The organism is Mesorhizobium sp. CA10 (assembly GCF_020165285.1).
GTDB lineage: Bacteria > Pseudomonadota > Alphaproteobacteria > Rhizobiales > Rhizobiaceae > Mesorhizobium.
Genome location: NZ_JAIUHV010000011.1, coordinates 145185 through 166966, shown reverse-complemented (window position 1 = coordinate 166966; position 21782 = coordinate 145185). Strand labels below are relative to the sequence as shown.

Genomic DNA, 21782 nt, shown 5'->3' with positions numbered 1-21782 from the left:
TCGAACAGGGATCGCGCCCTGGCTTGGAAGATCACGAGCCGGCAAGCGCATTCAAGTCGGCGCAGAACTCCGCATAGGGCTTCGTCATTCCAGCGTCCTGGCATTCCCTCATCATCGCCTCGCGCTTCGTGTTCGGGAGAGTGGCCAGCGCCGCCCTGAACCGCGATCTCATGACGGGACTTGTGTGTCCCGTTTCCCTGATCGAACCGGTATGAAGGGGCTGCAGCTGGTTGATTGGGTCAATGACGTCAAGAGCCCCCGCAGCAGCAATCCCGCTGGACGCCGAAAGAGAAAACGCCGCTCCCAAGCACACACCTCTGATATTCATGATAAACTCCTTCCCTTTGTTGATATGCGTTACCAGCAATATCGGTAACCACAATGTTTACCCAACCATGGATTCACTGGAGCAAGTCCAGATGGAGTGTGAAGTATCAACGTTTCTGCGAGTTCACCATTGTTCGATGGTATCGCCGATACTTTGGAATGGGCTGCCGGACAAATGCCCAGATTGGTGCGGGTACCGGCCTTTTGGAGTCCCTAATGTCCAAGGCGCCTCTTCGCCAGGAGTTGCCGAGATTCGACTGTAATCGGCGTCGCCGGCGGTTGCCTATACCAACGTGCGGTGGATTTATCTCCATTGGGGTCGGATGGTGTCTCAAGCGAGCCTAACGATAGAGCCCGAGGTGGCAGGAACGAGATTGCTGACTCCCTCGGAGCGCCAGCTGGTTGCCGCGACTGCACGTGTCGGAATCGTCGGTGCGCTTCCAGGCACGGCGCAAGCATGGGAGCGCGACCAGCGTATCGAACCGGCGTTGGCTCAGTCCGCCGGGCTAGGCGGGTATGACGGCCGGAGGATGGCATTCGGCGACGCCATGGCTCGATTGATGCAGTTGACCGGTCTTCGTTTTCGCACGTCCAAAGTGTCCGAAGGCCCAACCCGAGGAGATTGACGTGAGTAATGATGCAATGAGCGTTGCAACTGCGACTGAAATTGCGAAAGGGCCACCATCGAGATGAAGCTGGAGGCCATCGTCATCGGTGTCTCCGACGTCGATCGCTCCAAGAGTTTCTACAGCCGTCTGGGCTGGAGGCTCGATGCGGACTTTGTCGTCGGCAATGCGTTCCGCGTTGTTCAATTCACCCCTCCGGGCTCAGCGTGCTGCGTGCACTTCGGCAAGGGCCTAACTTCGGCCGAGCCTGGGTCCGCGAAGGTAATTTACCTTGTCGTCCCCGACATCGAAGCGGCACGCGCTGAACTCGTGGCGCGTGGGGTCGACGCTAGCGAGGTGTATCATCGGGCCGGCCCAGGCCAGCCACCTATCGGCGGCCGAGATCCAGAGGCGCGCAGCTATTCGTCTTTTGCCACATTCGCTGATCCCGATGGCAATGGTGGCTGTTGCAGGAGATCACGCACCGATTGCCTGGTCGCGAGGACGCGCAGGACACGACATTCTCGAGTTTTCGGAGCTTGCCGCTGCGTTGCGGCGGGCGGCTTCGGCACATGTCGAGCATGAAAGGCGGACTGGCGGCCAGCGTGACGACAACTGGCCCGACTGCTACGCGCAGTTCATGGTGGCGGAACAGACCGGTGGCCCGCTCCCGACGTAGTGGCCACGCGCGGAGATTTCCAATGCTGCGAGCGATAGCTCCGGTGTCGAAATTCCCCGGGGCAGATCAAAGGTCGAGAACGACGTCCCCATCCGGCTGCGAGCAGCAAATCAGCGCATTGGCCGTCGCCGGCGGGTCGATTGGCTCGGGGCTATAGGTGACGGTCCCAGTGACGAGTCCCGTCTCGCAAGTATGGCAGACGCCAGTTCGGCATGACCATCGCGTGGGCACGTCGCAGGCTTCGGCAAGTTCAAGTAAGCTCTGAAACCGTGATCCCCAGCGGACGCTCAAGCCACTCCGGGCAAAAGAAACACGGGGGCCCGCGTTGGGAGCTTCAACCAGCGGATGCGGCGATCGCGATGGCTCGCTGGCTATCCCGGGCGTCGTCGAAGGACCTGGGCCAAACACTTCGGTATGGATTCTTGCAGGGGCGACGGCGCATGTGGCAAGACCGGCAGTCATGCCACTCATGAACACCGATGGTCCGCAGATGTAGAAGTCGGCATCTGGCGGCACACCCAGATCTTGGAGTGCGCGCACATCCAAGCGTCCGATAGCGTCGAAATCGACACCTAACCTGTCCTCGCGATCGGGCGAACTGTAGCGTATGTGGGAATGGCTGCGCGTCAAGGCCTCAAGCAGGTTTCGGGCCTCTTCGGCGAAAGGATGCTCGCGACCGCAATGGGCCCCATGGAACCACCAAACTTCTTGCGTCGACGCTCGGGCTGCCAATGCGTGAAGCATCGACATCATGGGCGTAACGCCTACTCCGGCGCTCAGCAGCACTATCGGGCGATCCTCGTCCCCGAGAATGAAATTGCCCCGTGGCGTGCTCACGTCCAGGAAATCTCCAACCTGGACGCTCTCGTCTATAAACGTGCTCGCCTCGCCATGCGGTTCCCGCTTTACGCTTACCCGATAGCACCGATCCCCGGGTAAACTCGACAAAGAGTAACTGCGCATAACAGCCGGCCCGTCGGCCGAAACCGCGAGGCGCAGCACGACGAATTGGCCGGGGATGGCGGCGTACAGATGAGAGTCATCCGTAGGCTCGAGGATCAATGAAACCACAGTCCCGCTTTCATGGACCTTGCGAGCCACCTTCAGCGGCCGGAACCCCGGCCATGCTGGTGTCCGTCCGGAGACAGGGTCCAGACCGGCATTTCCCGTCGTGGTTCCCTTCTCCCCTTGTGCGAGAAGTGCTCGGAAGGATCCTTGCCAACCAGGACTCAGCGCGGGAATGCGCAGTGCGCGCTCAAGCTGGCTCCGCGGATGGCTGGGCGTGTAAAGCAGCGCGTCCACCTCGGAGACCGTCATCGCCTCTGGGCCGATTTCCACCCGAGTGACTTCATCTCCCGCCTGAACCTGGCCTTCTTCCAGTACGCGCAGGTAAAAGCCAGGCCTGCCGTGCGCGACCAGCAGCGCGGCCATACGCGGCTCATTCATCCGGATGCCAACACGGTAACAGGTGACGCGCGGCTGCGTCACTTCCAACAGCGCGCTGCCGATGCGGTAGCGATCGCCAATGCAAACCTCACGATCCGGCAAGCCATCGACCGTGAAATTCTCGCCAAATTGCCCGTAAACGAAGTCGTTTCGACCTAGCTCGCTTTGCCAGAACCGATAAGAGTCGATTTGATAAACCAGCACGGCGCGTTGTTCGCCACCGTGCCCCGCGATATCTCCTTGCCCGTCGCCATCGATGTTGAGCCGACGCACCTGGCAGGGGCCCTCGACTGGCGCTTTCCAAACGGCGGTGTCGACGATTTTGCCTTGCCATGGAATGCCGCGCGGCAATCCCACATTGACCGATAGCAAGCGAGCCATGTTCTCTCTTCTTCGTCAGCGTCGCGGGCTGCACCGCTCGCCAACATTTCACCGAGGATGCCTTCAGGGTTACCACCAAGAGTACCATCGCGGGCCCGCCGATGCGACCGAGACCAAAGTATTGGAGATACCATCGTCCAATATATTCTGGCTCGTGGCGCTGCCATAGTTTGTTCTGCTGAAGTGACGGATGGGTGTTATCGTGGTCAGGATTTTGCAGATGGTAATCTCGTGTCGGGGATAAATGTATCTTTCGGCTTCCGCTTTGGTTCAAAATTCGGAGAACATGATAATGTCTCATCACTATTCAGGCCCTGACTTTGGCTTTCCTCGTGGAGACGCACGTTTGGACCTCACTGACATTTATGCCTTCCCCAAACCGGGAGACGCGAGCAAGTCGATCCTCATCATGAATGTGCATCCATCCTCGACGGTGATTGATCCACATTCCACAACCGTAGAGCCATTCGCCCCCGACGCGGTGTACGAGCTGAAGATCGACACAAACGGCGATGCAGTCGCCGATGTCGCGTATCGAGTGAATTTTGTGTCCTTGTCGGAAGGAAGGCAGATCGCCTCTGTGAGTCGTGTGGAAGGCGCCTTAGCAGCTGGGGCCGACGACGGCGGGGAGGTCGTCGTCACGGCCGCACCAGTCTCGAGAGGAAGCGACGCCCAGGTAACGGAAGCAGGCGATTACCGTTTCTTCGCGGGTTGGCGAAGCGAGCCGTTTTTCTTCGATACTCTCGGCGCCGTCGCTGATTTGCAATTCACGGGAGCTGATTTCTTTGCTGACAAGGATATCTGCAGCATCGTGCTGGAAGTAGCCAATTCCGCGTTGGGCTCAAAGCCCATCGGTCTATGGGCTCGCATCTTGGACAGACAGGGCGACCGTTGGATACAGGTTGAACGTGGTGCTCGACCCCAGCAGGCAGTGTTCCTCCCCGGCGAGCAGAGAGAGGACTATCTCTCTGCCGAGCCGGCAGACGACAACCAGTTCATCAAGACGTTCGCGCACACCCTTGAGCACTCGGGAGGATACCGGCCTGCTGAAGCAGAGCGCGTGGCAAGAACACTGCTTCCCGACATTCTCGTTTACGACCCGTCACGACCTGCGTCATTCCCGGAAAACGGCAGAAGCCTGACTGACGATGCCGCGGATTTCTTTATGGCCATTTTCACGAACGGCGGGGTTCCGGGGGATGGAGTGGGGCCGCACCGCGACCTGCTTGCCGAGTTCCCGTACCTGGGGTCGCCGCACAACCCGCACCTTTGAGGGTTGGAGATGTTCCCTGGGTGTTGTTCGGTCCACTACCCGGCCGAACGCCGCTCGTGTGCTTCACTGAGGAGACAGACATGCGATTGATCCTGATTTTGATAACTGTAACCCTCGCCTTGGCAACGCCAACCTTTGCCCACCCCGGCGTTGATTCCGTCGTTTCCTTTAACGCAGGGTTGGGTCATCCCCTCACGGGCCTCGATCACATCACGGCCATGGTGGCCGTCGGGATGTGGGCCGCCGCCAAGGGAAACCGTGCGCTGTGGGTGTGGCCGTTGACCTTCCTTGTGGTGATGCTGATTGGCGGCGCTCTTGGCCTGGCGCACATCACTGTGCCGTTGGTGGAGCCCGGCATCCTGGCTTCGGTGATCATCCTGGGGCTCATGGTGGCGTCGGCGGTAAATCCGCCGGTATGGATCGGAGCTGCCATCATTGCTCTTTTTGCGCTGCTGCATGGTCACGCCCATGGAACTGAGTTGCCTGAGACCGTGAATGGGGTTGAATTCGTTGCGGGATTTGCGTCTGCCACCGCGGTCTTGCAAGCAATCGGAATCGGATTGGCGCTCGCCTTGCAGCGCTCTGCGTCAGTTCCCCTCAGTCGCGCGAGCGGCGCGCTCTGCGTCGCGATCGGGGCGGGCCTGTACGCAGGAGTTCTTTGAAGCGGGGCCAAGCAAGAGCCGTTTCTGGCGTCAGATTCATTGCTGGATTGCAGCACAAGTGGCGCTGTGTGGCTGGGACTGACGCAAGAACTGTCGACCGGGCAAACGGAGGAATGGAATGTCAGGACCAGAGATGGATGATGACGTGTCTCTCAGCCCAGGCGTCGTTCCTGGGGGTCGCGTGCGTTCGCAGTTATCCACGGCGGGGGTGGTCCATGACCTCGGCAATCTCATCCAGGTGGCTTCCTCTGCGTTGAACCATCTGGCTCGCGAGCCCAGCATCTCAGCGGTTCCGGGAATTGATATTGTAATTGCCGGTGCCAGAACCGCGTTGGATCGAGCGGGCGGCCTTGTCAGGCAGACGATCAAGACGGCCCGGGAGATTCAGGGCAATGTCGAGCATGCGAACATAAGCGTGTGCCTGGTCGAGATCGAATCTCTTGTCCGAAGTGCTCGATATGAAAATGTTCGTTTTGAGTTTCGGGTAGATTCCAACCTCCCTTTGGTAAGGTGCGATCGGGCAGGCTTGCAGAACGCGGTCCTGAACCTTGTGTTCAACGCTCGTGACGCAATGCCTGACGGCGGTTTGATCTCGATCGACGCCTTTGCCCCGGAAAGCCTTCGTCAGGTCGCCATTCGCATTCGGGACAGCGGAATTGGAATGACCGGCGAGACAGTGGTCCGGGCATTTGATCCCTTCTTCACGACAAAGGGCGGTGGCTTTGGCGGTGTCGGCCTGCCGATGGTGAAACGTTTCGCCGAAGAGTCCGGAGGAAGCGTCCATATCGAGAGCGTACTCGGGATGGGCACAACCGTGACATTGCGATTGCCCGCAACAAGCTGACGAAGCACTGCGAGCGGTCCAATCGCGACTGCGGCCGGGCACCGGGTGTGCTGTGACAATCCCCTATCACCACGAGCCGGAAACCGTGAGGAGCAACAATGGAAAAGCCGTCCATATCTGAAGGCATCACACCACTGAGTGGGTTGGCGTTGGACGAAGCGGTGGCATCCGCGCACGAGGGGATGATCCCTCCGCCCATGGAAAAATCTCTGATAGCGCGGTTTCCCGCTTCGTTCTTTGCGATCGGCCTGGGGACAAGTTCCTTCGCTGGTTCGTGGCAGTTAGCGCATCAGCTCTGGGCGGCTCCGGAGGGGATTGTTGTGGCATTGGTGTTGCTTGCGGCGTGTCTGTGGGCAGTCCTTCTGACGCTCTACATTCTGAAGTTGTCGCTGGCTCCAATGGCGCTGCGAGCAGAGCTCGCCAATCCCGTTCAGAATTGCTTCCCTGGTCTGGCGGGCGTCGGCATGATGCTCACTGCAGTGAGCATGTTGCCCTACAGCAAGATTGGGGCAGTCGTGCTGCTTTCTACGGGAGGTGTGCTCGCAGCAAGCTACGGCATCTGGCGGACCCAAATGATCTGGCGGGGGACGATTTCGATGTCCGACGCGACCCCTGCCCTATATTTGCCGGTTGCCGCGGCCTCTTTTGTCCTGAGTATTGGCTTGTCGACATTTGGCTGGTTTGACTGGGCCGAGCTGGCGTTAGGGGCGGGACTCTTCTCATGGCTGGCGACCGAATCGCTATTGTTTGGCCGGCTCTATTTTGGTGAGCCGCTAGCCAGCCAGATCCGATCGACGATGGGTGTCCAACTGGCGCCGCCGGCGGTGTGCTCACTGGCCTACGCTGATTTGTCGGGTACCGCTGGAGACGTGTTCGTCCACTCCCTCGTGGGTTACGCGCTTCTGCAAGCAATTGTCGTTGGCGCCATTCTCTCACGGATCCTACGACGCTTCTCCGCCGGACTTTGGAGTGTCAGCTTCGGGGCCACAGCATTGGCAACGTCAATTGAAAAGCTGGCTGTTCGAGGCGACACGAATGTTGCGACGGTCCTTGCTCTGCCGGTTTTTGTTGGCGTCAACCTGCTTATCCTGTGGCTAACCGTCAGAACGATCATTTCGGCTATCTCCGGTTCTCTACTGCCTGTCGCCCAGGAGGAGAAATGATCCCGTGTGCAAATTCCGCCCTGCAATAGCGGCCACGTATAGCCGTGCTTCGTGGGTCTGAAGGGCCGCGACTTGGTAGGTGCTTCGGTCGGCACTGCGACGTTCCCTTGCCACGGGCTGCTCACAACTGCCGATTTGCAAAGGAGACGCCCGCGCAGGATCGGCAGCCAAGGAAGGTCGCGAAGATTTGAACCTTGTCTCAATGGGAGTCCCGGATGACCCAAGCAATCGTAGCGGATCAAATCTATGCAATGCCCCCGCAAAAGGGCTTTACCGTCGCGCTTTTTTTGACAGTGGCCGACATCGGTCGTTCGGCGCGGTTTTACGAGAAGGTCTTCGGAGGCCGCATTCTGAGCCTGGGAGATAGCAGTGGTGCGCCCGGCTACATTCAGATCGCGAATACTTGGCTGATCGTAAACGTCGGGGGTGGGCCTACCCCCGACAAACCGTCCGTCATGCTTGATGTTCCCGGCGATCCCAATTTAGCCAGCAGCTTTCTGAACATTCGCGTTGCCGATATCCACGGCTGCCATGAACTATGGCAAGCCCGAGGTGCTGAATTCATTACCGAGCCGATGGAGAAGTACGGCGAGACGTGGCCCGTACAGAACGCCGGCTGCCGCTTTTTCTCGCCTCCCGCGGCTCCCATGCCTAACTTTTTGAGCAGCGATGTCTGCTTACGGGCGGGGGCAAGCTGGCTCCAATGGCCGACATCAGGCGCAAAGCGGACGTTTTGAGCGTGTCATCAATTCTTGGAACCAGATCCCAGGCTGCCCATGGCCAGCGAATGGCTGCGCTCGCCAGAGCCCGCAGTAACGGCCTGCTTGGAGTGGGCAAATGACGGAGTATGAAGCGCGTTGCCCCGCCGCTTATGAGCGGGAGTGGGACGAATTGCTGGTTAAGCTGCTGCGTGAAGCGCGGAAGCCGGTGCCGGAGCGCATACCGACTAGCTCACGTGTACCTGCTCGATCTGGTGGGCCGGTACAAGAGGGCCGCGGTTACGCACAGCAAACAGCAGTTCATCCTCGTCCGTGAGCCCGTTCATGAAGAGCTTGAAAATGTGAGCCGCCACTTTCTCGCATCGCGGGCTGTCAGCCGGAATATGCCGCTCCTGGCTGATGGTCTTGTAGACGCGGGTGAGCATGTCGAGTTCGTCACTCGTGACGACTTGGCCGGGATACAACATAGCCTTTCCTCCTCGAAAGCTACGAAGCGCGAAGAGTGCGACAAGCGTGTGAATTCCGCAATCAATCATAATGTGATCGGGCGGCGCTGGGCGCGCGGTATTGCAGCGGCAAAGGAAGTGCTGGATCGCGCCCGAATAAAAGCCGTGGAAGCTGCAGAGGGCTCGTTTGCGGTCGAAGGGTGGCACGACATGGGCTTCCCACCGGATCGAAAACCGTCGGAGGAGGTATACTCCGCAGCCGAGTTTGGTGGGCGGCCAGCAATGCCGCGATCAAAGCGTGCTGCCAAGGGAATGGCCAGATGAAAAGCGCCTCGAGGAGGTTCACGGCTTGCAACTGCTGCACGATCCCGAAACGCAGCTTGTCGATCGGGTCACGGCTCTGGCTAAACTGCGCGCCATCATAAAAGCTGAAAACAGTAACAACGAGTTTCATGACATGAGGATCGGCGAACTGGCCTGCACGGCGACCGACGACATGGCTGATAGCGAACTGGCGAGAGAACTCGTGATGGCGGTGACCGTTGCATATACGCCCTTGGCTTGCGCTCAGTTCGCTCCCGATGAACCGATTTTGCCGAAGCGGCAAGCGGTGCTCGCCGCGATCGCCTCGAGCTCATTGCGGCCTATCGGAAACGTCCCCTTTTGGCAAACGCCATAAACCAATTGAACAACCAAAAGAGGCGCAAACCCGCCGCTCGCTCGCTACAGCACTGTTTACGGCGCGCTCGCGAGCGGCGTATGCGTGGGCCTATTCAGAATGACCGCTTTTCGCGTTGCGAATGAGTGCTTCCGGCTCCATTCCTAGCGCGTCGGCGATGCGCCCAAGAACCGTGCCTTGCCGAAACATCAGCGCGTTCAATGGCACCTATATAGCGGGCGGTCAGACCGGAGCGCTCTGCCAACTCCTCTTGAGTCATGTGCCGCCTAGCTTACCGGTTGTCTTAGAGCCTAGACCAGCTTCTACAAGTCGGCGGAAAGCCTCCGATCTGGTGGGAAGATCGGGCTGATTTCGGCGCCATTCGTCAACGCGGGCAAGCAAGTCGCTCGTAAGCCGCAGCTCGAAGCGCTCAGTTTTGTTATCAATAGTATCCGGCGTGTTTGACAATGAGTATGTCCGTAATGTACGGTATGTACGTAAATTGTGGTTTTCGATTTGCGGCCGAACAACGTGCACGAACACGTCGCTCGGCCTGACCACAACCCAAGCTGTTTGGAGCTCGGATCATGGTTGATTCCGACAATACCACGACTTTGCCTTTCGTCATCGGCCGCCAACGCGATGAGCTCGAGAGGCCGGAGTCCCAAGCCACAGACTCCGCTTTGGGACTATGGAGGGAGTGGCAACGAGCTCGATATGCCTCATTGCTGTTGTGTCGAATTCAGCAGCGGATGGAGGCGCGAATGCTCGCCAATACCGGAATTCAGGTATTGACCGCGGGCGAGCCGATGTCGTGGCAACTATCAGTGTCTACTACGGGTCTAGACTCTGAGCATCTCATAGCTTGCGAAGCCGAGGTCTTTGCGATGACCGAAGCTCTGAAGCTTCAGGATTCAATCCCTGAAGTCGCGGCTACATCGCTCGTCGGCGTCATCGCCAAATTAGAAATGATCCTGGGTGCCGATCGGGATATTGGTGACCCAACCGACTTCCCGTGGCCGCACATAGCTTCCGTATTGCGTGACTTAAAGGCGATCGCGGGAGATTTGCCGGTTGGTCGCCGCAGCCGGGAAAAGACGCGGCGCGATGTTGCCAGGCATTGGGAGTCCGCAGTTAAGCTGGTCGCGGCGCTGAAAGAAGAAGGAGACGCGGAGTACTATGGCGATGCAGCGGTCCTGTGACTCGCCCGCTTACAATTGTCGCCTGCAACCCCGACCCTGACGATTAAGATGAACCCGCACGGCGCAAGTGATTGCACGCTGTTGCCCTACGACATGAACTTGGTGCTTTTCATCGCCGTCCAAAGGTCCCCGATGGCAGGTCGATCCACTATTGGGAGAGCGACCGGCATGTCGGAGGAAACCAGCACCGGGCCACAGGCTTTGCTTCCGGCGAACGACAACCGCGACCTCGTCAGCCCCGAGAGTCCCCCTGAAAACATGGCGGCGGCCAAGCTGGATCGTGTCGTGTTGGACATCGCCCGACTGATCGGCCGGCGGCTAGCGCGGGAGGCATTCGAGGCGGGGCAGGTGGCCAACGACAATCGGCCGGGCCGCCGAAAGGAAGAGGGCAGGGGGCTTGATGGCGACCGCCTTGGGAATAGGAGAGAGGATCCGCCGCCATGACTCGTGTCGCAGTCTATGCCCGCTATTCTTCCGATAGCCAGCGGGATGCCTCCATAGAGGACCAGTTGAGGCTGTGCCGCGAGCAGGCAGCGCGTGAGGGCTGGAGCGTGGCTGGAACCTATGAGGATGCGGCGATCTCAGGGGCCAGCACAGTGCTGCGGCCGGGCATCCAGCATTTGGTGCGCGATGCGCAGCGCGGCCGCTTCGAAGTGGTGCTGGCCGAGGCACTCGATCGCATCAGTCGCGACCAGGCAGATGTCGCCACCCTCTTCAAGCATCTCAAATTCGCCGGCGTTGCCATCGTCACTTTGGCCGAGGGCGAGATCAGCGAACTGCATGTCGGCCTCAAGGGCACGATGAATGCGCTGTTCCTGAAAGACCTTGCTCTCAAGACCCATCGTGGCCTGCGGGGGAGGGTGGAGAAGGGTAAGGCCGGAGGAGGGCTGTGCTATGGCTACCGGGTGCTGAAGAAACTGGATGGCGCGGGCGAGCCCATAAGGGGCGACCGTGCAATCGTGCCGGAGGAAGCGGCCATCGTGCGCCGCATCTTCCGCGAATTCGCCGCAGGCAAGAGCCCGAAGGCAATCGCCGTCGACCTCAATAAGGAGAGCGTTCCAGGCCCGCTTGGCCGGCACTGGGGCGATACCAGCGTGCGCGGGCATGTCATCCGGGGCACCGGCGTCATCAACAACGAGCTCTACACCGGCGTGCTGGTTTGGAACCGCCTGCACTTCGTCAAGGATCCCGCCACCGGCAAGCGCGTGTCGCGGCCCAATCCGCCTGCCAAATGGATTCGCACCGAGGTGCCGCATCTCAGGATCGTCGAGGACGAATTGTGGCAGGCCGTTAAGGAGAGGCAGAAATCCATCGCCAGCCAGTTCGAGGCGGTGGCGATAGCCACGCGCAAGGCCCGGGCCAAGAAGCTGCACACGATGAAGCGGCCCGTCTCCCTCCTTTCCGGCCTGCTCACCTGCGGTTGCTGCGGCGGACGCTACGGCCTGTTCACGCGCGAGCGCTATGCCTGCCTCAATCATCAGCGCCGAGGCATCTGCGCCAACGGCCGCACCATCACCCGCGAGAAGATCGAACGGCGCGTCCTCGCAGGCCTGAAGGAAAGGCTCGTCTCGGCCGATGCCGTGGCCGAGGCGATCAGAGCCTATGCGCAGGAGACCAACCGCCTCAACCAGGAGCGTCGCGCGCAAGGCGAACAGGACCGCAAGGCACTCGACAAGATCGAGCGCGCCATCGCCGGCATCATGGCCGCGATCGAGGATGGCCTATACCAACCTTCGATGAAAGCAAGGATGGAAGACCTGGAGAGGCAGAAGGCGGAGATCACCGCGAGGCTGGCGGTGGCGCCCACTGACGTGCCGGACCTGCATCCCAACGTCGCCACTCTCTACCGCAAGCGGGTCGAGCAACTCACGCAAGCGCTCGCCGACCACGAGGACGGACGTCCAGCGTCCGAGGCACTGCGCTCGTTGATCGGAGAGATCGTCCTCACGCCCGGCGACAAGCGCGGCGAGGTTCATGCCGAGCTACGTGGCGAGTTGTTCGGCATCCTGGAACTCGCCAAACCCGACCAAAATCAAGAGTCTGACGGTGTTATGACAAAACGGGTTGCGGGTCCCCGCAACCAAACAAAAAACGGCCCGCTCCTCGCGGGCCGTTTTTGTATTCGGCTGGGGTGGCATGGGGGCCGGCTGTTCATCCTTGCTCGCCGGATCGGGCAGGATCGCCTTGCGCCAATTCCTCCAAATAAGCACGCAGCGACCGCGGCTCCCGGCCCAAGATCGCACGTAGCGTCAGTGGGTTGCCGAGCAGGCCGTGGCGATCGTAGTGATCGAACATCGCCCGCAAGCCGGGAGGAACATCGCCGAGCACATCGGGATCGCGGCGCTCCCTAACTTCATGGCCCAGCACATCGCTCATCAGCGCAGCGACATCGAGGCGGTTAAGTTGCCCAGGTGCGCAGAGCTCGAACGTTCCAAAAAGCAGCCGCTCTTCGGTCAGGGCTATCGCGGCGACCTCGGCGACATCGCGATAGTCGACCAGCGAAAAGCGTGTCCCGGACGACCAGGGCTCCGCAAGCACGCCCTCCCTCACGACTTTGGGCCAGAATGCCGCGTAGTTCTGGAAGTAGCGCGCCGGATGGAGGAACGTATATTCCAGGCCGGAGTTGAGAACCGCCTCCTCGACCGGCGCTTTGGCGACATGATTGACGAGGTCCGAAAGCACCGGATGGATCACGGCCGAGAACACGAACCGGCGCACACCGGCGTCGATAGCGGCCTCCACGACTTTCTTTCCCACATCAGCCTCGGCGGGAATGAAGGCTGGGGCGATATAGAAGACGGCGCCCACATCCTTGAGCGCCGCATCCAAAGCTGCACGATCGCGCAGATCGCCGATGGCAACCTCGGTTGCGCCGTGACGGCGTACCAGTTCAGCCTGCTCAGGCTTGCGGACGAAGGCACGGACGCGCGCGCCCCGAGCGGCAAGGGCGGGAATGACGCTGCCCGCAAAATTTCCCGCTGCACCGAAGGCGAGAATCATCATGATCATGTTCCTGTGCGTTTCGTGACGATCACGGATCTGTCCGGGCACCAGTGGCCCTCGACCCAATCTGGTTCCCGCGACCGGGATGTCACCTCCCCGCCGGCATATTTTTCGGGTAAGGCTTCAACAGGCCGCATAAGATGAGTTGGCGCGAAGGCGCGCCGCGTTCGAATGGTTTCGTGTTTCGTCGCAAACCCATTTGTGGGTAGACTCGCCCCGGCTTTTTGCTGACGTGCATTAACGTCCGAAATCCCCGCAAGTATTCGCCCTTGGCGATCTCGAATGAACGCAACCAAACTGACGGAGACAAAGATGCGGCAAGCGCTGATCGTATGGGGCGGCTGGGAAGGGCATGAACCCGAGGCCGGCGCCCGTGTCGTCAAGGAGATGCTCGAGGAAGAAGGCTTTGCCGTGCGCGTCGAAAACACGACGGCAGCTTTTGCCGATCCGGCGATCGCCGATCTCAGCCTGATCGTGCCGATCTATACCATGTCCAAGCTTAACAAGGCCGAAGAGGCGAACCTGACCGAGGCGGTCGAAAACGGCGTCGGCCTCGGCGGTTATCATGGCGGCATGGGCGACGCTTTTCGCGAATCAACGAACTACCAGTTCATGTGCGGCGGCCAGTGGGTCGCGCATCCCGGCAACATCATCGATTATCAAGTGAACGTGGCGCGGCGCGACGACCCGATCATGCAAGGCATCGAGGATTTCGCCTACCGCTCCGAACAGTATTACATGCATGTCGATCCATCAAACGAGGTGCTGGCGACCACCACTTTTTCCGGCGACCACGCGCCGTGGATCGACGGCGTCGTCATGCCGGTGGTGTGGAAGCGCCGGCACGGCAAGGGGCGCGTGTTTTATTCCTCGCTGGGTCATGTGGCCTCGGAGTTCGAGGTCCCGCAGATGCGCACCATCCTGCGCCGAGGGCTGGCGTGGGCGGCGCGCTGAGCGACCGGCTCAAGGTCGGCTAAACACTTTCGAGATAGGTCTCGATCTCGAAGTCGCTGACGTTGAGCGCGAAAGTGTTCAGCTCCTGGCGCTTGCAGGCGACGAAGGCGTCGCGCAGCACGTCCGGGAAGATTTCGGCGACACGCTGGCCCGCCTCGAAGGCGGCGATCGCCGAGGCCCAATCCGGCGGCAGCTTGGCGAGCGTCAGCCCCTGGCCTTCGCCGCCGGTCGGCTCACCGGGCGAGAGCTGGCGCTCGATGCCGATCAAGGCCGCGCCGAGAATCGCCGCCAGCACCAGATAGGGATTGGCGTCGGCGCCGGAGACGCGGTGCTCGATGCGGCGTGCGGCCGACGGGCCGCCTGGAATGCGAATCGCCACCATGCGGTTTTCATAACCCCAGGCGACGGCCGTCGGCGCATAGGATCGCGGCCGCAGCCGGCGGTAGGAATTGAAATGCGGCGCGAACACCAGCGTGCTCTGGGCCATCGCGGCAAGCAGGCCGCCAACCGCGTGGCGCATGGCGTCGGAACCCTGATCCGAGCCGTCGTCGAAGATGTTGCGGCCTTGCCTGTCGAGGACGCTGAAATGAACATGGAAACCGTTGCCGGCGCGCTCGCCATAGGGCTTGGCCATGAAGCAGGCGGCAAAGCCATGCTTGCGCGCGATGCCCTTGACGGTGCGCTTGAAGAGCACAGCGTCGTCCGCGGCGCGCAGGGCGTCGGGCACATGGTTGAGATTGATCTCGAACTGGCCGACGCCGTTCTCGGCGATCGCGGTGTCGACCGGAATGTCCTGCATACGGCAGGCTTCGTAGATATCGTGGATGAAGGCTTCGAAATCGTCGACCTCGTCGATCGAAAGCGCCGCGTCGGAATCGAGGCGTCGCCCGGTTACCGGCGAGACCGGTCCGACAGGCCGCTGCGACGTCGGGTCGACAAGGTAGAATTCGAGCTCGGTCGCGGTGACGGGCGTCAGTCCTAGCGCGGCGTAGCGGTCGAGGATGCGGGCAAGCGCCCGGCGCGGGTCGCCAAGATAGGGGGCGCCGCTGTCATCCGCCAACCAGACCGGCAACAGCGCCGTCGGATGCGCCGTCCAGTTGACGGGCAATATGCCGCGCCCCGTCCAATGGCAAAGCCCGTCGGCGTCGCCGGTCGAGAACACCTGGGCGTTGCCTTCGATGTCCTCGCCCCATATGTCGAGCCCGATGGCCGAGTAGGGCATGCGCAGCTTGCCTTCGAGCGCCTTGCGCGCCTGCTCGACCGGAATGCGCTTGCCGCGCATGATGCCGTTCAGGTCGCACACCGCCGCCCGCAGGCTCTGGATGTCCTTCCTGCTGTCCAGCCAGTTCAAAACGTCCGCAATCGCATCGCTCAATTTCCAGCCCCTGTTTTTCTGGGTGCTGTAGCCCTGCCGGCTACGATATCCAATTTTCGGCTTGTGAGTTCGTGAAGGCCAACGCGGCTGGTGCCGGTCGATTTTCCTTCATCTTTTCAAATTATTAGCCGGGATATCGGGAGGCATTTCAGGTTCACATTGTGCGATCTGCGATCGCAACATAGCGGCCCGATCGGCGAAAGCCAAGCCGGATTCGGAGGCCCGCCTGGCTGTCAGTGGCGCAGTTCCGGAAATTTCACCTGGCCGAGGATGTGGGCCGCGCCCTCGGCGATATCGCGCACGATCGCGGCCCGCGCCCTTTCGCCGTCATGAGCCTCGATCGCCGCCACGACCTCCTCGTGATAGTCGATGCCGAGAATGCCGGCCAGGTCATCCTCGAAACCGATGTGCAGATTTCGCAGGAATGGGCCGACCTGCATCCATACCGTCTCGATCAGAAAGATCATCTGCTCGTTGCCGCAATGGCGGTAGATCGAGAATTTGAAGTCGTAGTTCTTGCGCAGATAGTTTTCGATCCCGCCGCTGCGGGCGGCTTCGGTAAGTTCGGCGCAGTGGCGCCGGATCGCGCGCAGATTGTTGCCGTTGATGAGTTTTGTCGCGAGCTCGGTGGCCGCGCCTTCCAGGATCGTGCGCACGGCGGTCAGTTGCTGGAAGCGGTCGGCGGAAATCAGCGGCACCTCGACGCTGCCGTTCGGCATCGGGCTCAGCGCTCTCAGCGCCTGCAGCCGCATGAAGGCGCTGCGAACCGGCATGTCGCTGGTACCGAGCTCCTTGGCGAGCTTGCGCGAGGTTAGCTTCTGGCCAGGCCGGAGCTGGCCCGACATCAGTGCCCGCACCAGTTCCAGATAGACTTTTTCATGCAGCGGAACGGTATCGACAGCGGTCAGTCCGAATTGCGATTTGTCGGCCATTGGCGATGCGCTGCTTGATCGGTCCTGAAACTTGTTTCGTCACGTCCGACGCGGGAATAGCTGGTCGCCGCCGGGATACCTGGCCGGTCGTTCGGCCGCACGATAGACGGTCAACGCGAACCGCCGCAAGGGCGACTGGGATCGCTATCCAATCCGAGCGTCGATGATCTCGACGAAGCGCGCGAACAGGCCGGCCTGCGATTTGATCTTCAGCTTGCGGTAGATGTTGCGGCGGTGGACCTTGACGGTCCCCGGCACGATGCGCAGCGCCCTGGCGATCGATTCCGTGGAGTGGCCCTGAAGCACCAGGTCGACGACCTGCTTTTCGCGCGAGGTCAAGGACAGGCTCTTCCAGATATGCGCCCGGTCGAGTTCGTTGGTCATCGCGAAGGTTTCGCCGGAGGGTTGGGGCGCCACCTCATCGGCAGGCAGTGACGGCCAGCGCTGCTTGCAGAAACCGATCACCGCCGGCGCCATGTCACGCAGCAGCCTGGCATCCGCCGTTCCGAACGGCCCAGTGGCGCGCAGCCGCATCAGCGACAGCACCAGCGCGTCCTTGCCGGCTAGCGGCACGAAAAAGCCGACCTCCTCGGCAAGTTTGGTCTGGCTGTAATAGGAGCGGTAGTATTCGCTGGCATAGAAGCGGTCCGGCGCGAGCTCGCGCATGCGCCAGAAACCCTCCTTGCGCTCGACCGCGGCGTGGTGGAATGGGTCGAGCAGATAGGGCCCCTCCTGGTAGAGCGCGACGAAGATGTGGCTCTCCGCCGGCGAGAAGGTCTCGAACAGGAGCGGTGGCCGTGCGGCACCCCGATAACCGAAGATCACGCAGTGATCGAAACGGACATGTCCGCTGAGCCAGCCGACGATCGCCTTGCCGAAATGATCGCCGCCGGTCTCGCGCGACGCGGCGATCACGGCGGCCAAGGCGTTGTAGTCGTCACTGCGGGAAGCAGCCAATCCATACCCCTCTAAACGATAAAATCGGCTAAATATACCACCTGCGAGGTATATACCAGGTGCATTGCCTCTGCTAGCGTCAAGGCATTGCCTCACGCTGTCGCTGGAGCCTTGGCTTGACTGCAGTGCCCGATATCGAATTTCGCGCGGTCACCAAGCGCTACGGCGCCGTCACCGCGGTCAGCGGTATCGATCTTGCCATCCCGCCTTCCGCGTTCGTCGCTTTGCTCGGCCCTTCAGGCTGCGGCAAGACGACCTGCCTGCGCATGATCGGCGGCTTCGAGCAGCCGAGCGAAGGCCAGGTGCTGATCCGCGGCCGCGACATGGCCGGAACGCCGCCCTACCGGCGCCCGGTGAACATGGTGTTCCAGCAATATGCGCTGTTCCCGCATCTCGATGTCGAGGAGAACATCTCCTACGGGCTGCGCCAGGCAAGGCCGCCCCTGTCGTTGCGCGAGATCGCCTTAAGGGCAGGCGAGGCGCTTTCGATGGTGCAGCTCGCCGGCTACGGGCGCCGCAAGATCCACGAGCTTTCCGGCGGCCAGCAGCAGCGCGTGGCGCTCGCCCGCGCGCTGGTCAACAAGCCGGCGGTGCTGTTGCTCGACGAGCCGCTGGCGGCGCTCGACAAGAAGCTGCGCACCGACATGCAGATCGAGCTGCAGAACCTGCAGCGCGAGATCGGCATCACCTTCGTGCTGGTCACCCACGACCAGGAGGAAGCACTGTCGATGAGCGACTTCGTCTGCGTCATGAATGGCGGCCGCGTCGTCCAACTCGGGCAGCCGAGCGAGATCTATGACGAGCCGGCCGACCTGTTCGTGGCCGACTTCGTCGGCAAGACCAATCTTCTCAGCGGCAAGGTGGCCGGACTCTCGGGTGACCTCGTCGATGTCGTGCTCGCCGACGGCACGGTGATTTCGGCGCGCAAGCGGGTGCCGCTCGGCCGCGGCGAAGCCGTCTCCGTCAGCCTGCGGCCGGAATCGCTCAGCCTTTCGGCGCCTGGGGGCGGTGCCTTGAAAGGCATCGTGCGCAATCGGATCTTCCTGGGCTCGACAGCCGAATACGCGATCGAAGTCCAGGGCATCGGATCGCTGCTCGCCAAGGCCGATCACGTGATCGGCCAAGGCAATCTGTTCAAGCCGGGCGAACCCGTCGCCATCGGCTTTGCCGCCGGAGCGCCGCTGGCGTTTCCGCATGCCAACAATAACGGGACAAACCAGAGGGAAGACCAACATGCCGAAATCCTATCGTGACGGACTGCCGATAAGCCCCGATAAATTCGTCGACCAGTTGATGCGTTTGAAGCGCGGCTCGATCAGCCGGCGCGACTTCCTCGGCCTCACCGGGCTCGGTGTCGCCACCGCCGTGATGGCGCGTGAGCTCGGTATCATGCCGACACCCGCCTTCGCCGCCGAGAACCTCGGCGACCGCATGTCGATCGCCACCTGGCCGAACTACCACGACCCGCAGACGTTCGAGAACTTCAAGGCGGAGACCGGCGTCGCCGTCGAGGTCAATGTCTTCGGCTCGAACGAGGAGATGCTGGCCAAGCTGCAGGCCGGCGGCTCGGGCTGGAGCCTGTTCGTGCCCACCAACTACACCATCTCGACCTACAAGAAGCTCGGCATCATCGAGGCGCTCGACATGGCCAAGCTCGGCAATTTCGACGGCAAGTCGGAAGATGCGCGCTTCACGGCGGAAGGCACGATCGACGGCACGATCTACGCCGTGCCGAAGAACTGGGGCACGACCGGCTTCGCGGTCAACACCAAGAAGCTCGCCAAGCCGATGTCGAGTTGGAAGGAGTTCTGGGACACAGCCATGGCGGAAGGCGATGGCCGTACCATGGTGCATGACTATCAGCTCACCACGATCGGCAATGCGCTGAAATATTACGGCTATTCGTTCAACTCGCTGAAGCAGGACGAGCTGGCCAAGGCCGAGGAACTGCTGCTGAAGGTCAAGCCGCATCTGTTCGCGGTGTCGAGCGACTACCAGCCGGGAATGCGCGCCGGCGATGCCTGGATGACCATGTGCTGGACCAATGACGGGGCACAGCTCCATCGCGATATTCCCGAGATCGCCTATGTGCTGGGCAAGGAGGGCGGCGAGATCTGGACCGACTTCTACGCCATCCCGAAGGACGCGCCGAACAAGCCGGCCGGCTATGCGCTGCTCAACTACCTGATGAACCCGAAGGTGGCGGTGAAGGAGCATCTGGCCAATGGCGCCCCCTCGACCGACGCGCGCGTCAACGCGCTGCTGCCAAAGGAAGTGCTCGACAACCCGATCCTCTATCCGGCAGCCGACCTGTTGAAACCGCTCGAATTCGGCGCCGCCGCGACGCTGACCGATCCGGGCCGCGCCGAGCTTATGGCGCGCTTCAAGTCAGCTTGAGCGGGACCGGCAACAAACCAGAACCAGACAATGCGACCGGCGGACGAGAGTCTGCCGGCTCCCAACCGGCTTTCCCGATGCGCCGCAGTCTCTTTCGCAAAAACCTCGTGACGGCGCTGCTGCTCGCCCCGGCGACGCTGTGGCTGGTCGTATTCCTGGTGTTGCCCTTCATCGCCATCGCCATCTTCAGTGTCGGCGAGCGGGCGCCGGAGGGCGGCTACCAGGTCGCGCTGACCTTCGCGCAATACGCCAACCTACCGGCGCGGGCGACCGCCTTCTGGAACACGATGGTGCTGGCGCCCGCCGGCGCGCTTGCCTGTCTGCTCGTCGCCTATCCGGTCGCCTATTATCTGGCGCTGCGCGCGTCGCAGCGCTGGCGGCTGATCCTGCTTGCGCTGATCGTCATCCCCTTCTGGACCAGCCTTCTGATGCGCACCTATGCCTGGATGTATATCCTTGGCGGGCGCGGCATTCCGGCTTTGCTCGCCTATGTCGGCATAGAGGACCTCAGGCTGATCAACACGCCGGGCGCGGTGCTGCTGGGCATCGTCTACGGCTACCTGCCGCTGATGATCCTGCCGATCTATGTCAGCCTGGAACGGCTTGACCGGCGGCTGCTGGAGGCCTCCGCCGATCTCGGTGCTACGCCACTGTCGACCTTCCTCGGCGTGACGCTGAGACTGTCGCTGCCCGGCGTCATGACCGGCTTCTCGCTGGTGATGATCCTATTGCTCGGCGAATATCTGATCCCGACACTGCTCGGCGGCGGCAAGGTGTTCTTCATAGGCAACGCGCTGGTCGACCTCTTCCTGCAATCGCGCAACTGGCCGTTCGGATCGGCCATCGCCATCACGCTTGTGCTGGTCTCTGTGGTGGTGCTGATCGTCGCCAACCGCATCTCGACCCGGCTCTCGGGCGCACGCCGGGTGGACCTGATCTGATGCGCGCCTTCGTCGTTGCCGTCTTTGCCTTCCTCTATCTGCCGATCGCGTTGGTCGTGCTGTTCTCCTTCAACGCCGGCCACCACGCCAGCGAGTTCACCGGCTTTTCCGTGCAATGGTACGGCAAGGCGCTGTCCAATCCCTTCCTGGTCGAGGCGCTGAAGAACAGCCTGTTCATCGCCACGACAAGCGCGCTGCTCGCGGCCTTCTGCGGCACCGCCGCGGCGCTTGGGCTGCAGCGGGTCGGCGCACGGACCCGGGCTCTGTTCGACGCGCTGCTGGGCGCGGCGATCGTCGTTCCGGGCGTCGTCATCGGCATCTCGACGCTGGTGGCGCTGGTGCAGCTTTTCGCCGTCGTCAATCCGTTCCTCGCTTCGCTTTGGCCGACAGACCAGCCGCCGCGGCTTTCGCTGGGCTATGGCTCGATCATCGCCGCGCACGGCCTTTTCTCGATGGCGCTGGTGACGATGATCGTCGGCACGCGGCTGAGCAGCCTCGACCGCAATCTGGTCGAGGCTTCGAGCGATCTCTACGCCACGCCGCTGACGACGTTCCGCTCGATCGTGCTGCCGCAGATCATGCCGGCGGTGATCGCGGGCTTCCTGCTCGCCTTCACCTTCTCCTTCGACGACTTCATCATCGCCTTCTTCGTCGCCGGCGCTCAGACGACGCTGCCGATCTACGTCTTCGCCTCGATCCGGCGCGGCGTGACGCCGGAGATCAATGCCATCGCCACGATCGTGCTCTGCGCGTCGGTCCTGCTCGTGCTGCTCGCGCAATGGCAGCTCGGCCGTCGAAAGCCATCGCCTTGAGAGACC

Annotated in this window: 21 protein-coding genes and 3 pseudogenes; 16 read left to right on the top strand and 8 right to left on the bottom strand. The window is 61.5% G+C overall.

Features of this window, described 5'->3' with window-relative positions; all coding sequences use genetic code 11:
- Positions 1-31: 31 nt before the first annotated feature.
- Together LB535_RS22330 and LB535_RS22325 are read right to left on the bottom strand one after the other, a co-directional pair.
- A complete protein-coding gene (locus LB535_RS22330; protein ID WP_224530507.1) occupies positions 32-328 on the bottom strand; it encodes a hypothetical protein in 297 nt (98 codons plus the stop codon).
- A 505-nt stretch (positions 329-833) separates the two neighbouring features.
- Positions 834-1139, bottom strand: a complete 306-nt coding sequence (locus LB535_RS22325; RefSeq protein ID WP_224611232.1) for a hypothetical protein — start codon at positions 1137-1139, stop codon at positions 834-836.
- Here LB535_RS22325 and LB535_RS22320 point away from each other — a divergent pair.
- Positions 1023-1611: pseudogene (locus LB535_RS22320) on the top strand (VOC family protein). The gene LB535_RS22325 and the pseudogene LB535_RS22320 sit on opposite strands and share 117 nt — an antisense overlap.
- A 66-nt stretch (positions 1612-1677) precedes the next feature.
- Here LB535_RS22320 and LB535_RS22315 read toward each other — a convergent pair.
- Complete coding sequence (locus LB535_RS22315; protein WP_224633708.1) at positions 1678-3438, bottom strand: MOSC and FAD-binding oxidoreductase domain-containing protein; 1761 nt, start codon at positions 3436-3438, stop codon at positions 1678-1680.
- A gap of 346 nt (positions 3439-3784) precedes the next feature.
- Here LB535_RS22315 and LB535_RS22310 point away from each other — a divergent pair, with 346 nt between their 5' ends.
- The 7 genes from LB535_RS22310 (at position 3785) to LB535_RS22280 (ending at position 9224) form a co-directional block, all read left to right on the top strand.
- On the top strand, positions 3785-4711 hold the full coding sequence (locus tag LB535_RS22310; RefSeq protein WP_181169702.1) for a DUF4331 family protein: 927 nt from the start codon (positions 3785-3787) through the stop codon (positions 4709-4711).
- Between the two features lie 80 nt (positions 4712-4791).
- Entirely contained in the window at positions 4792-5373 is a 582-nt protein-coding gene (locus LB535_RS22305) for a HupE/UreJ family protein (protein ID WP_140502870.1), read from the top strand.
- Between the two features lie 133 nt (positions 5374-5506).
- The gene (locus LB535_RS22300) at positions 5507-6217 is read left to right on the top strand and encodes a sensor histidine kinase (RefSeq protein ID WP_224530512.1); all 711 of its coding nucleotides are present in this window, start codon (positions 5507-5509) and stop codon (positions 6215-6217) included.
- A 98-nt stretch (positions 6218-6315) separates the two neighbouring features.
- A complete protein-coding gene (locus LB535_RS22295) occupies positions 6316-7380 on the top strand; it encodes a dicarboxylate transporter/tellurite-resistance protein TehA (RefSeq protein ID WP_140502873.1) in 1065 nt (354 codons plus the stop codon).
- A 215-nt stretch (positions 7381-7595) separates the two neighbouring features.
- Positions 7596-8117: a VOC family protein gene (locus LB535_RS22290; protein WP_224633707.1), complete on the top strand. Its 522-nt coding sequence runs from the start codon at positions 7596-7598 to the stop codon at positions 8115-8117.
- A gap of 218 nt (positions 8118-8335) precedes the next feature.
- The gene (locus LB535_RS22285) at positions 8336-8869 is read left to right on the top strand and encodes a hypothetical protein (RefSeq protein WP_224611204.1); all 534 of its coding nucleotides are present in this window, start codon (positions 8336-8338) and stop codon (positions 8867-8869) included.
- A 25-nt stretch (positions 8870-8894) separates the two neighbouring features.
- The gene (locus LB535_RS22280) at positions 8895-9224 is read left to right on the top strand and encodes a hypothetical protein (protein ID WP_224530515.1); all 330 of its coding nucleotides are present in this window, start codon (positions 8895-8897) and stop codon (positions 9222-9224) included.
- A 90-nt stretch (positions 9225-9314) separates the two neighbouring features.
- Here the strand turns inward: LB535_RS22280 and LB535_RS22275 are convergent.
- Positions 9315-9483, bottom strand: a pseudogene (locus LB535_RS22275) (helix-turn-helix domain-containing protein).
- A gap of 484 nt (positions 9484-9967) precedes the next feature.
- Here LB535_RS22275 and LB535_RS22270 point away from each other — a divergent pair.
- From LB535_RS22270 to LB535_RS22260, 3 genes are all read left to right on the top strand, one after another.
- Positions 9968-10405, top strand: a complete 438-nt coding sequence (locus LB535_RS22270; RefSeq protein WP_224633705.1) for a hypothetical protein — start codon at positions 9968-9970, stop codon at positions 10403-10405.
- Positions 10406-10573: 168 nt separating this feature from the next.
- On the top strand, positions 10574-10849 hold the full coding sequence (locus LB535_RS22265; RefSeq protein ID WP_224530518.1) for a hypothetical protein: 276 nt from the start codon (positions 10574-10576) through the stop codon (positions 10847-10849).
- On the top strand, positions 10846-12756 hold the full coding sequence (locus tag LB535_RS22260; protein WP_224633704.1) for a recombinase family protein: 1911 nt from the start codon (positions 10846-10848) through the stop codon (positions 12754-12756). Before LB535_RS22265 ends, LB535_RS22260 begins: the two co-directional genes overlap by 4 nt.
- A gap of 55 nt (positions 12757-12811) precedes the next feature.
- Here LB535_RS22260 and LB535_RS22255 read toward each other — a convergent pair.
- Positions 12812-13405: pseudogene (locus LB535_RS22255) on the bottom strand (SDR family oxidoreductase); the annotation flags it as partial.
- Between the two features lie 315 nt (positions 13406-13720).
- Here LB535_RS22255 and LB535_RS22250 point away from each other — a divergent pair.
- A complete protein-coding gene (locus tag LB535_RS22250; RefSeq protein WP_224633770.1) occupies positions 13721-14362 on the top strand; it encodes a ThuA domain-containing protein in 642 nt (213 codons plus the stop codon).
- A gap of 19 nt (positions 14363-14381) precedes the next feature.
- On the opposite strand, the gene LB535_RS22245 is transcribed toward LB535_RS22250, so the two are convergent.
- From LB535_RS22245 to LB535_RS22235, 3 genes are all read right to left on the bottom strand, one after another.
- Complete coding sequence (locus tag LB535_RS22245; protein ID WP_224633703.1) at positions 14382-15737, bottom strand: glutamine synthetase family protein; 1356 nt, start codon at positions 15735-15737, stop codon at positions 14382-14384.
- A 233-nt stretch (positions 15738-15970) separates the two neighbouring features.
- Complete coding sequence (locus LB535_RS22240) at positions 15971-16669, bottom strand: GntR family transcriptional regulator (RefSeq protein ID WP_224633702.1); 699 nt, start codon at positions 16667-16669, stop codon at positions 15971-15973.
- A gap of 144 nt (positions 16670-16813) precedes the next feature.
- Positions 16814-17626, bottom strand: a complete 813-nt coding sequence (locus LB535_RS22235) for a helix-turn-helix transcriptional regulator (RefSeq protein WP_224633701.1) — start codon at positions 17624-17626, stop codon at positions 16814-16816.
- A gap of 116 nt (positions 17627-17742) precedes the next feature.
- Here LB535_RS22235 and LB535_RS22230 point away from each other — a divergent pair, with 116 nt between their 5' ends.
- The 4 genes from LB535_RS22230 (at position 17743) to LB535_RS22215 (ending at position 21776) form a co-directional block, all read left to right on the top strand.
- Positions 17743-18879, top strand: a complete 1137-nt coding sequence (locus LB535_RS22230; protein ID WP_224633700.1) for an ABC transporter ATP-binding protein — start codon at positions 17743-17745, stop codon at positions 18877-18879.
- Positions 18860-20023 carry a PotD/PotF family extracellular solute-binding protein gene (locus LB535_RS22225; RefSeq protein ID WP_224532099.1) on the top strand — a complete coding sequence of 388 codons (1164 nt, stop codon included), beginning with the start codon at positions 18860-18862 and terminating at the stop codon, positions 20021-20023. The genes LB535_RS22230 and LB535_RS22225 overlap by 20 nt, the downstream gene beginning before the upstream one ends.
- Positions 20024-20100: 77 nt before the next feature.
- Complete coding sequence (locus LB535_RS22220; protein WP_224633698.1) at positions 20101-20964, top strand: ABC transporter permease; 864 nt, start codon at positions 20101-20103, stop codon at positions 20962-20964.
- Positions 20964-21776 (top strand): ABC transporter permease, encoded by an 813-nt coding sequence (locus tag LB535_RS22215; RefSeq protein WP_041010367.1) that lies wholly within the window; start codon positions 20964-20966, stop codon positions 21774-21776. Before LB535_RS22220 ends, LB535_RS22215 begins: the two co-directional genes overlap by 1 nt.
- Positions 21777-21782 lie beyond the last annotated feature (6 nt).

Excerpts from the sequence above, each read along its gene's own strand:
- LB535_RS22265 (WP_224530518.1), top strand. The coding sequence starts at position 10,574 with ATGTCGGAGGAAACCAGCACCGGGCCACAGGCTTTGCTTCCGGCGAAC.
- LB535_RS22215 (WP_041010367.1), top strand. The coding sequence starts at position 20,964 with ATGCGCGCCTTCGTCGTTGCCGTCTTTGCCTTCCTCTATCTGCCGATC.
- LB535_RS22240 (WP_224633702.1), bottom strand. The coding sequence starts at position 16,669 with ATGGCCGACAAATCGCAATTCGGACTGACCGCTGTCGATACCGTTCCG.
- LB535_RS22260 (WP_224633704.1), top strand. The coding sequence starts at position 10,846 with ATGACTCGTGTCGCAGTCTATGCCCGCTATTCTTCCGATAGCCAGCGG.
- LB535_RS22295 (WP_140502873.1), top strand. The coding sequence starts at position 6,316 with ATGGAAAAGCCGTCCATATCTGAAGGCATCACACCACTGAGTGGGTTG.
- LB535_RS22220 (WP_224633698.1), top strand. The coding sequence starts at position 20,101 with ATGCGCCGCAGTCTCTTTCGCAAAAACCTCGTGACGGCGCTGCTGCTC.
- LB535_RS22290 (WP_224633707.1), top strand. The coding sequence starts at position 7,596 with ATGACCCAAGCAATCGTAGCGGATCAAATCTATGCAATGCCCCCGCAA.
- LB535_RS22270 (WP_224633705.1), top strand. The coding sequence starts at position 9,968 with ATGCTCGCCAATACCGGAATTCAGGTATTGACCGCGGGCGAGCCGATG.
- LB535_RS22330 (WP_224530507.1), bottom strand. The coding sequence starts at position 328 with ATGAATATCAGAGGTGTGTGCTTGGGAGCGGCGTTTTCTCTTTCGGCG.
- LB535_RS22250 (WP_224633770.1), top strand. The coding sequence starts at position 13,721 with ATGCGGCAAGCGCTGATCGTATGGGGCGGCTGGGAAGGGCATGAACCC.
- LB535_RS22225 (WP_224532099.1), top strand. The coding sequence starts at position 18,860 with ATGCCGAAATCCTATCGTGACGGACTGCCGATAAGCCCCGATAAATTC.
- LB535_RS22300 (WP_224530512.1), top strand. The coding sequence starts at position 5,507 with ATGGATGATGACGTGTCTCTCAGCCCAGGCGTCGTTCCTGGGGGTCGC.
- LB535_RS22305 (WP_140502870.1), top strand. The coding sequence starts at position 4,792 with ATGCGATTGATCCTGATTTTGATAACTGTAACCCTCGCCTTGGCAACG.
- LB535_RS22315 (WP_224633708.1), bottom strand. The coding sequence starts at position 3,438 with ATGGCTCGCTTGCTATCGGTCAATGTGGGATTGCCGCGCGGCATTCCA.